This is a genomic window from Campylobacter sp. 2018MI13 (genome assembly GCF_018501135.1).
Taxonomy (GTDB): Bacteria; Campylobacterota; Campylobacteria; order Campylobacterales; family Campylobacteraceae; genus Campylobacter_E.
In genome coordinates this window covers 1-5,861 of sequence record NZ_JAHCZC010000095.1, presented here as the reverse complement: position 1 = coordinate 5,861, position 5,861 = coordinate 1, and the positions used below count along the sequence as shown (strand labels likewise).

General features: G+C 26.2%; 9 protein-coding genes and 1 pseudogene. 3 read left to right on the top strand and 7 right to left on the bottom strand.

Features of this window, described 5'->3' with window-relative positions; translation table 11 throughout:
- Nucleotides 1–483: pseudogene (locus KJQ99_RS08505) on the bottom strand (HrcA family transcriptional regulator); the annotation flags it as partial.
- Nucleotides 484–731: 248 nt separating this feature from the next.
- Between KJQ99_RS08505 and KJQ99_RS08500 the strand changes: the two are divergent.
- Both KJQ99_RS08500 and KJQ99_RS08495 read left to right on the top strand, forming a co-directional pair.
- Nucleotides 732–977, top strand: a complete 246-nt coding sequence (locus tag KJQ99_RS08500; protein ID WP_214118828.1) for an XRE family transcriptional regulator — start codon at nucleotides 732–734, stop codon at nucleotides 975–977.
- 2 nt (nucleotides 978–979) lie between these two features.
- Nucleotides 980–1,129 (top strand): hypothetical protein, encoded by a 150-nt coding sequence (locus tag KJQ99_RS08495; protein ID WP_214118826.1) that lies wholly within the window; start codon nucleotides 980–982, stop codon nucleotides 1,127–1,129.
- A gap of 57 nt (nucleotides 1,130–1,186) precedes the next feature.
- Here KJQ99_RS08495 and KJQ99_RS08490 read toward each other — a convergent pair whose 3' ends face one another.
- Together KJQ99_RS08490 and KJQ99_RS08485 are read right to left on the bottom strand one after the other, a co-directional pair.
- Nucleotides 1,187–1,654: a peptidylprolyl isomerase gene (locus KJQ99_RS08490; protein WP_214118824.1), complete on the bottom strand. Its 468-nt coding sequence runs from the start codon at nucleotides 1,652–1,654 to the stop codon at nucleotides 1,187–1,189.
- Between the two features lie 9 nt (nucleotides 1,655–1,663).
- Nucleotides 1,664–2,371, bottom strand: a complete 708-nt coding sequence (locus KJQ99_RS08485) for a YebC/PmpR family DNA-binding transcriptional regulator (protein ID WP_214118822.1) — start codon at nucleotides 2,369–2,371, stop codon at nucleotides 1,664–1,666.
- Nucleotides 2,372–2,426: 55 nt separating this feature from the next.
- Here KJQ99_RS08485 and KJQ99_RS08480 point away from each other — a divergent pair, with 55 nt between their 5' ends.
- Nucleotides 2,427–2,951, top strand: coding sequence for a GNAT family N-acetyltransferase (locus KJQ99_RS08480; protein WP_214150533.1), 525 nt, complete (start codon nucleotides 2,427–2,429; stop codon nucleotides 2,949–2,951).
- On the opposite strand, the gene KJQ99_RS08475 is transcribed toward KJQ99_RS08480, so the two are convergent.
- The 4 genes from KJQ99_RS08475 to KJQ99_RS08460 all read right to left on the bottom strand — a co-directional run.
- Nucleotides 2,937–3,689: a TSUP family transporter gene (locus tag KJQ99_RS08475; RefSeq protein ID WP_214150532.1), complete on the bottom strand. Its 753-nt coding sequence runs from the start codon at nucleotides 3,687–3,689 to the stop codon at nucleotides 2,937–2,939. The two genes, KJQ99_RS08480 and KJQ99_RS08475, sit on opposite strands and share 15 nt — an antisense overlap.
- 97 nt (nucleotides 3,690–3,786) lie before the next feature.
- Nucleotides 3,787–4,545, bottom strand: a complete 759-nt coding sequence (locus KJQ99_RS08470; RefSeq protein WP_214150531.1) for a sulfite exporter TauE/SafE family protein — start codon at nucleotides 4,543–4,545, stop codon at nucleotides 3,787–3,789.
- Nucleotides 4,532–5,305, bottom strand: a complete 774-nt coding sequence (locus tag KJQ99_RS08465) for a TIGR02757 family protein (protein ID WP_214150530.1) — start codon at nucleotides 5,303–5,305, stop codon at nucleotides 4,532–4,534. Before KJQ99_RS08465 ends, KJQ99_RS08470 begins: the two co-directional genes overlap by 14 nt.
- Nucleotides 5,302–5,861: glycoside hydrolase family 3 N-terminal domain-containing protein (locus KJQ99_RS08460; protein WP_284467052.1), on the bottom strand; the 560-nt coding region annotated here is incomplete at its 5' end. The genes KJQ99_RS08465 and KJQ99_RS08460, both read right to left, overlap by 4 nt.

Sequence of the window (5,861 nt, the reverse complement as noted above, 5' to 3'; positions counted from 1 at the left end):
ATATAAAATAGTCTTAATATCATTTATCTCGTATCCTTTTAACTGATTAAAAAGTATATTTAATTCATCGTTAAAATCAATCAAAACCCTATTTTCTATAAAATCTAAAATAATAAATCTATTTTCAATGTTTAAAATATCATTTAAAAATATTTTTTTGTTATCAACAATAAGGAAAAACAAATCATTCTCGTTAGCAACTCTTAATAAATTTAAAGTTGAGTTTAATTCTAATTTAGAATTTAATTCATAATTAAAAAATTGCTTCCAATAATATTTCATAGCTTTTTGAGTAGGAATTCTTCCACCGCTTGCGTGAAGTTTTGAAATATAACCATCACTATCAAGTTGTTTAAAATAAACTCTTATAGTGCTTGCAGGAACATTCAAACTATCTTGCAATAACATAGAGCCAATTGGATTTTGCTCGCTTAAATAAGCTTTAATCATTTGCTCTAGTATAAAATCAGTTTTTTTACTCATTATCACTCATACCTTAAAATTGATAAACGAATTATATCACTTGAGTTGTTAACTATCAAGTAACTATTTAGTCTAATACACTCAACTTAATTTAGTAAAATTATTTAACCATATATTTTATACATTATTTCGTATATATTTTATTTTTTAATGTATTGATTTAAGGATATTTTGTATTTTTTATATTTTTTTACAAATATAAACTCCGTTTTAGCGAAGTTTAATTTTTAAAATCGTATAATTTAAAAATGATTGAGACGAACGATATATTTAATTTATTACATAATGCGATAGAGAGTAAAGAAAATGGTAAGAAAATTTCTTTGCAAGCAATGTCGCAGCGTTTAGGATTACCTATGCGAACTTATCAAGACTGGCGTTTAGGTAATTCTAAACCACAAGCAGTAAAAGCTGTATTTACAATGCTTTGTGAATTAGATGATGATGAGTTATTATTTTTAATGTCTCGTATAAGAAAACAATTAAAGGATTAAAAGTGATTACCGAAAAGGAAAGAATAGAGCTTGATATGATATTTAATAGTATTAGAACAAGTAAAAAAAATATAATAAAAAGATATTTAAAAAATATCTGCAAAAAACTTTTATATCCTCGTAAAAAGCAATATAATCATCAATTTAATTAATTTTCAAATTCTTTAACCTAAATTAAAGAATTTGAATCATATCTTAGATATTTTAAATTATTTTATTTCAATACTTTCAATAATATCGCCTTGGCGGATACTATCAAGAACCTTTAAGCCATCTTCATTATTAACTTGACCAAAAATCGTATGAACTCCATCTAAGTGTGGTTGTGCTGAATGACAAACAAAAAATTGAGAGCCACCAGTATCACGACCAGCGTGAGCCATAGATAAAGTCCCTCTTAAATGCTTATGCTCTTGATTTTTGCATTCACATTTAATATTCCAACCAGGACCACCTGTGCCTGTGCCTAAAGGACAACCACCTTGAATAACGAAATTAGGAATTACTCTATGAAATTTTAGACCATTATAAAATCCATTTTTTGCTAAATGAACGAAATTTAAAGTAGCTTGCGGGCTATCTTTAAATAAAGTTAATTTCATATCACCTTTATTAGTCTTAATAATAGCTTCATTAATATTTTCTAAATCTGCAAAATTGTCATATACTTTTAACATAATTTTTCCTTATTCTATATTTGTATAAACTGCTTGAACATCATCATCTTCTTCAAGCTTATCTAATAATTTTTCAAGTTCAGTGATTTGCTCTTCACTAAGACTTATTGGATTGTTTGGGACATATTCAAGTCTTCCACTAACAAGCTCTAATTTAAGCTCATCAATTCCTGTGCTAAGCTCTTTAAAGCTATCATAAGCTCCGATAATTCTTACATTTTCTTCTTCATCTTCTAATTCTTCTAAACCAAAATCAATTAGGCTTAATTCTAATTCTTCTAAATCCATATTAGGTTTTTTGCATACAAAAACACTTTTTCTTGAAAATAAAAATTCTAAACTACCATTTACAAGTGGAGTAGCTCCGTTTTTATTAAAAATAGCTTTTATATTAGCTGCGGTTCTATTGGTATTATCAGTAGCAACTTCAACTATAATTTGCACTCCGTAATTAGCTTTAGCTTCATAATGAAGGCTTTTAATATCGTTTCCATCTTTACCTGCTGCTCTTTTTAATGCCGCGTCAATATTATCTTTTGGCATATTTTGAGCTTTTGCTGTTGCTATTGCTGAACGAAGTTTTGCGTTCATTTCAGGGTCAATTCCACCTTCTTTTGCTGCAACTTCAATAGCTTTTGCTAATTTTGGAAATATCTTACTCATCTTATCCCAACGAGCTTCTTTTGCTGCACGTCTGTATTCAAACGCTCTTCCCATATTCACCTCTTATAATTAAAATTTGGTTAAGATTTTACAAAAACAAGGATAACTAATGATTAGACCTGCTAGAATGAGTGATTATAAGGCTTGCGAGATTTTAGACTTAGCAATGGCTGAGTTTAGTGAAAACTTTTTTAACGAAACAAATTATCAAAAGAAAATTGAAAAATTTTATGAATTTTTTGGCAAGGAAAAAACTAGATTTTGTCTTGATAATTTATTTGTATATGAAAAAGACAATCAAATTATTTCAATTTGTTGTGCTTATGGCGATAGAGAATATAATGATGACGCTTTAAAGCAATATTTAAAAAATATAAACTCAAATTATGAGATTATAAAAGAATGCGATAAAGATGAATTTTATATAGATAGTGTAGCGATAATTCCTAGCTATAGAAAAATGGGGATATTAAAAGAAATGCTTGAATATGCAATTAATATAGCAAAAAATAAAGGTTATAACAAAATTACACTAATAACCAAATCTTCACAAATATACGAAAGATATGGTTTTAAAGTAATAAATGAGTGTAAAGAATTTGAAAACTATTTTAAAATGCTAAAAGAAATTTGAATATATCAATTTACAAATAGTGCAAAAAACAATAATTATAAAAACCCATCTAATTATATTTATATTAATTTTTAGAAGGCATTTACCACCTAAATAAGCACCTATTATCCCACCTACTCCCATAATAAGACCAAGTTTAATTAAAACATCATAAAAGCACAAAAAGAAACATAAAGAACAAACATTGCTTGTAGTGTTTAATAATTTAGTATTTATTGATGCTTGCTTTAGATTAAATCCTAATAAAGAAGTAAATGCTAATATCCAAAATGAGCCAGTTCCTGGTCCTATAAAACCATCATAAAATCCCAAAATAACACCAAAAATTATTAAAAATAAAGTAGTGCTTAAAATAGCTTTTTTGTTTATATTCCCTAGATTTGGCTTAAAAATAGTATAAATAAATACTAATATTAAAATAACTAAAATAAGTGGCATAATAGCTTCATTAGATATTAAAAGCAAAACATAACTTCCAAGAATTGAAAAAATTGCTGTTATTAAAATTCCAAGTCTTAATTCTTTAAATTTTATTTCTTTTCTTAAACTAAATACAGCAGAAACTGCAGCCATGCTAGCTTGTAACTTACTAGTTGCAATGGCTAAAGATGGTGGCACTCCAAGTCCTAAAATCACAGGCAATGTAACAAGTCCGCCACCACCCACAATAGCATCAATAAAACCACCAATAAAAGAAGCTAAAAAGCCTATAAAATATTCTAATAAACTAAATTCCATAAAGAAATTATATAATAATTTTAGTTAAATTATACAAGACTAAATAAGTTTATAAAAAGTCTTTTGTATAAATAAATTTTATAATTTGTAATAAAAATTATTTTAAATAATATTCATAAGTTAGTTTAAGTAAAGTTATAAAAACAATAACTAAAAATATTTTTTTGATAGACTCACTTTTATATTTTAAAACAAATTTAGCACCTAAAAATGCTCCAAATATACCACACATAGCCATTTTTAAACCAAGCGAATAATAAATCTTAAAATCTATCATAAATATTATAAGAGAAATCATACCGCTTGCCATACACAAAGCCTTAGCATTAATACTTGCTTGTTTAATATCTTGACCTATTAAACTAATGCTAGCAAATATCCAAAATGAACCTGTAGCAGGCCCTAAAAATCCATCATAAAATCCTATCAATAAGCCAAAAAACGGATAGAATAATTTTTCACTCATTATTTGCTTAGCTTTAATGCTACCTAGTTTTGAATTGAAAATAGAATATATAAAAATCAATAAAAGAGTAAATAATATAATGGGTTTTAATGGTTCAGGATTAATTATTAAAAGAACCCTAGCACCTAAAATACCACCTATTATGCTAAAAATCATTCCTATAAATACTTTTTTAAATTCTATATATTTAAAAAGGGTTGAAAACGAACAACACATCGCAAACATTGCTTGAAATTTGTGAGTGCTAATGGCTAATTGTTCTCCTAAACCAAAAGCAATTAGCATAGGTATTATAATAAGCCCTCCACCGCCGCAAATTGCATCAATAAAGCCAGCAAATAATGCCGATATTAAAACTATAATTTCTTGGATAATACTAATTTCTGGCATTTTTAATTAATTCTTGTAAAGAATTTTCATCATTAGTCTGAGATATTCTATATAAAGCAAAATCGTATTTTAAAGGGTCTTCATTGCAAAAATTTTTTAAAGCCTTACTAAGCTCTAGCATACATTTTTGATCGGCTTGTTTTCTTTTAATAAGCCCTAACATAAGCCCCATTTTATGTGTATGTGTATCAAGTGGCATTAGTAAATCAGCAGGACTAATTTCATTAAACAAACCTAAATCTAAATTATCATTTCTTACCATCCAGCGATAATACATACAATATCTTTTATACGCACTTGTATTATTAACTTTACTAAAAAAGAATTCATACCCATCACTTCTATAATCATTCAATGAATAAATTTCAGTAATTAAAGCTTGAATAACTTCTAATATTTTATTATTTTTGCTTGTTTTATAAATTTTATGACTAAAATCTTTTATACTTGATTTTTCTTTAAATCTTTTTAAACTAATAAAAATTTCTGCTACATCTCTTTCGTTTTGAAATCTATATTTGTGATTTATTTGCCTTATTTCTTCATCACTTTTATTAAGTAAAGTAAAATCAAGTTTTTTTAAAAATTTTACTATAGCACCAGCATTTCCATACGCAAATAAAGCGCATATTAAAGCAATAAATTCTATATCTTCGCTATTAATATTATCATATACTACTTGCAATGGGTCAGGGTGTGAATATAAATTATCAATTGTATTTTTAATACCACTTTGTTCATCTAATAATTTTTTTATCATATTCTCTCTTTTAAAGAAGTAATTTTTATATAAGATTCTTCTAATCTACTTCTACTTATTTTGCCATCATCTACTGCTTGACTTATAATATCAACAACATAACTTGCTGTATCTCCATACTTTATCCTAGATAATCCAAAATATAATATATCAACTCCAGCATTTATACTATCAATTATTCTATCTTTAAAATCTATACCATCTAAATCACCACCTAAGATATCATCACTTACTATTACCCCATTAAATGATAAATCATTTTTTAATATATTAATGATTTTCTTAGACATATTTGCTGGTTTTTTATCTAATATAGGATAAATTTTATTTGAAACCATTATCATATCAACTTTATTAGTTTGTGTAAAATCATAAAATGGCTTTAAAAAACTTAATCTATAATCTTTAACAAAACTTGAAGAATTATTCATATCTCCAGGAAAAGTTTTAGCTGCTATTAAAATATTACTTTGCCTAAAAGCATCAGAGTATTCTCTAGCATAGATACTAAGTTTATTTAATAAATCATTAGTTATACTAGTATTTACCCGTAATG

Bases quoted from the DNA above. Each gene is read 5' to 3' on its own strand.
- KJQ99_RS08475 (WP_214150532.1), bottom strand. From the start codon at position 3,689: ATGGAATTTAGTTTATTAGAATATTTTATAGGCTTTTTAGCTTCTTTT.
- KJQ99_RS08470 (WP_214150531.1), bottom strand. From the start codon at position 4,545: ATGCCAGAAATTAGTATTATCCAAGAAATTATAGTTTTAATATCGGCA.
- KJQ99_RS08490 (WP_214118824.1), bottom strand. From the start codon at position 1,654: ATGTTAAAAGTATATGACAATTTTGCAGATTTAGAAAATATTAATGAA.
- KJQ99_RS08480 (WP_214150533.1), top strand. From the start codon at position 2,427: ATGATTAGACCTGCTAGAATGAGTGATTATAAGGCTTGCGAGATTTTA.
- KJQ99_RS08500 (WP_214118828.1), top strand. From the start codon at position 732: ATGATTGAGACGAACGATATATTTAATTTATTACATAATGCGATAGAG.
- KJQ99_RS08485 (WP_214118822.1), bottom strand. From the start codon at position 2,371: ATGGGAAGAGCGTTTGAATACAGACGTGCAGCAAAAGAAGCTCGTTGG.
- KJQ99_RS08465 (WP_214150530.1), bottom strand. From the start codon at position 5,305: ATGATAAAAAAATTATTAGATGAACAAAGTGGTATTAAAAATACAATT.